This is a genomic window from Sphingomonas sp. (assembly GCF_051962185.1).
Lineage (GTDB): Bacteria > Pseudomonadota > Alphaproteobacteria > Sphingomonadales > Sphingomonadaceae > Sphingomonas.
On sequence record NZ_JBQCCN010000299.1, the window covers coordinates 1 to 3027 of the forward strand.

A 3027-nucleotide genomic window follows, 5' to 3' on the forward strand; every position below is an offset into this window, starting at 1 on the left:
ATGGTAGCGGCCATGGCCTCTTGGAGCGCCATCACCTTCTCAGTATAATCCTCGTCATCACCCCAAGCGCGTTCGAGATACTCGAACCACTTGTGTGCTTCACCAGCCCGCTCCGGGATGTAGAGGAATGGCATGGTGAAGGTCTTGCCGAACTTCGGCGAGTGGTCATGCAACTCAAGGTTGGTATCGAGGAAGCCGTTGGCAAAGTTGATGCCGTCTTCGAAGTCCTCGACCAAGTCTTGCCGTGCAATCATGGCGATGGTCTTGGTGATAGCCTCGTAGTCGTTGTAGCGACGAGCCAGAGCGTTGCCCTTGACGTCTTCCGCGACACGGTTGCGAACCTCTTCCCATAGCAGCGGCTTCCAGCAGGAGCCGGACCACTGCCAGAACGAGCCCATGGACCAGCGAAGGTCACCCACCCGGCTCATGTCATCGAACACCATGCGAGCAATGGCCTCGTGGTCGGCAGCATCATCTGCCTCACCGCGCTTGGCCGATTTGTACAGGTTCTTGATATCGGGCTTGGACATTTTCACGTCCTTACCCAGAGCCTTCTGAATGTTCTGGACCAGACCGTTGAACTCAAACTCGGTGAACTGATCGTCCTTGGCGACGGACTCCACCAGCTTGTTGACGCAAGCAATGCGCCAATCGACGTTGTCGGCATCAAGAGCGATGTTGGCATCCAGCCAATCGCGGGCCTTCATGAAGGTCCAGCGCTGGATAGCATTCTTCTCGATCATGGCAGCAATAGCGGGGTGCTCACGCTGCTCGTCGGTCAGACCTGTGTCCCAGCCTTCCGGGAGTGTGCGACCAGATTCGACGTCCTTCAGCAAGAACTCCACGAGCTTGGCCACGCCCTTGTCGGGGTCCATGTCATCGCCCGAGGCGGAAGCGGTAAATTCCTCCACCCACGTACGCATGTGATCCATCGCGTCACGCAGCGAGAACTTGGTGGACTTGTCGATGCCCAGCACGACACGCGCCAGATAACCGGCATGCCGCACCATCTGGATATCGCGCTCGCCTTGAGGCACTACATCAATAGGACCCGACCGTCCGGACTGTGCCAGTGAGAAGCCTTTGGCTCCCAAGATCGGTTCAAGAGCACGCCGCAGGATTTGCTCGATATCCACCGGCAGCGGCATGATCTTGTCGAGGATATCCCACAGATTGGTATCCGACGTATACGGCTTACCAGTGTCAGGGTGGATCGAGGGAGGCATAACCATCTGGTTGCCCTGCCCCAGAAACTCCACGATGGACCGGTTCTCATTGTCACGCAGCTTGAAGTTCGGCTGACCCTGCCAACGGAAGATCAGACCGACACCCTTCTTACCCACACGGTGCCAAGGGAAGTAGGGGTATCCCGGCAGCACCTGCTCGATGGCCTCACGCAGAGCCTCGTCCTCCGTGTCGATATCAATCGCACACAGATTAGAAGCGGGACCAAACGGCAGACCGATGTTGCTGTCAGGATAGGTGACCAGCCAGTGCTCTCGCATGGCCTCAGTCGGCATGACATTGCCGTACTGCGTCCATTCGTTGAGGATCGGAGCCTTACCAGCGCCCTTGGAAGGTGAGTTCCACCGTTTCAAGGGTATGACTGGAATGCCCGCATTCCAGTATGCAGGAGCAAACTCTTGGAAAATGTGCATTTTTTATTCCTTAGGCGCGGTCTTTGCGAAGTGATAGAGAGCAGCAATGCCTATGGCACCTGCAAGCACACGCTCCCAGATGGGCGTACCGGGGGTACTTGCCACACCAAGAGCGAACGTGAACATGACTGCGTCGATGGCGCAGAGGGTCAAAATGTTAATCATACGGTTAGATAAGGCTCCATTCTATTGAGAAACGTCTCGCGGCCTTTTTCATCCACAAGGTCATCGAGTATTCCAACCACGATTTCTTGGAACTCGCTCATCCGTTTCACATTGAACAGCCTCTCCCGCAGTTGCAGGGCGGTATTCAGGAGCGTTGTCTTATTCCGAGTGATATTAATCCGGTCCTTGGGGTCAAGGCCCTCGCCGGTGCCCATCTCGTTCAGGGCTTTCAGGATTTTGTCAATCTCATCGCTTAGCTTTTTGAGGTCTTCATCACCAAGCGGAGTCTCCTTGCTCGGGCGACCACGACCGGCCTTCTCCTTAACCTTGACCTCGACGACCTTCTCTACCACCTTGGGCAGGAACATCTTCTTCAATAGCGCGACAGTCTCCTTGTCATAAGGCACGTCTTCGCCATCGAAGAAGTCGGGATCGCGGTCATAGGCTTCCTTGAGTTGGGATAGACCCGACAGGACAGCCAAGCGCAACGGGGGATATGAATTAATCGACATTGGGACCTCTATCCGAATTTGAGCCCCGTACTACAATCGATTTTTTCATTTTTACGTCCTAACATTCTCCCACCGTGGTGGTTGTCCGGCAACCGCTTGTGCACTCGTACCTCTACAGGGCATGCGCCACGAATGTTTGACGAATTATACCAGACCGTAAAGCTGCGTTTCGGCCAAGCCAATTCGACGCAGTCGATGGGTGACTGGATTTGCGGCAACACCACCATCAAGAAATTGCCATTCAGCTTCGAGGACTATGAGTTCCAGAAGGCGATTGCTGATGACATGCACCACGACATGAGCGTCATAAAGTGCTCACAGGTCGGTCTGTCGGAAGTCCAGATTCGCAAGTTCCTCGGCATGCTTGCTCGCTATGACAGCATCGCCGGTATCTTCTCGTTCCCGAATGAGAAGATGTTCACCCGCTTCTATAACGGACGCATCAAGCCGATCCTTGAGGCTGATGACATTTTCAATCCTCCTTCAGCTACCAAGCCAACTCGGTCGAAGGATCAAATCCAGATTCGTAACAGCTTCGGCTATATCACTGGATGCACCGAAGGCGATGCTACCAGCACCAGCGCGGACTTTGTGTTTCATGACGAAGTGGACCTTAGCCCGCAGGACATGCTGACGCTGTACCAGTCGCGTCTGCAGAACTCGGATATGAAAATCACGCAGGCCTTCTCCAC

The 3027-nt window shown here is 54.8% G+C and carries 3 protein-coding genes; 1 reads left to right on the forward strand and 2 read right to left on the reverse strand.

The features are described from left to right. Both ACTHJR_RS18305 and ACTHJR_RS18310 read right to left on the reverse strand, forming a co-directional pair. The coding region (locus ACTHJR_RS18305; RefSeq protein WP_440524830.1) for a bifunctional DNA primase/polymerase at positions 1-1658 on the reverse strand (1658 nt) is incomplete at its 3' end. Positions 1659-1819: 161 nt separating this feature from the next. Next, positions 1820-2335, reverse strand: coding sequence for a hypothetical protein (locus ACTHJR_RS18310; protein ID WP_440524832.1), 516 nt, complete (start codon positions 2333-2335; stop codon positions 1820-1822). A gap of 132 nt (positions 2336-2467) precedes the next feature. Between ACTHJR_RS18310 and ACTHJR_RS18315 the strand changes: the two genes are divergently transcribed. Further along, positions 2468-3027 (forward strand): phage terminase large subunit family protein (locus ACTHJR_RS18315; RefSeq protein ID WP_440524833.1); only part of this gene is annotated, 560 nt, incomplete at its 3' end.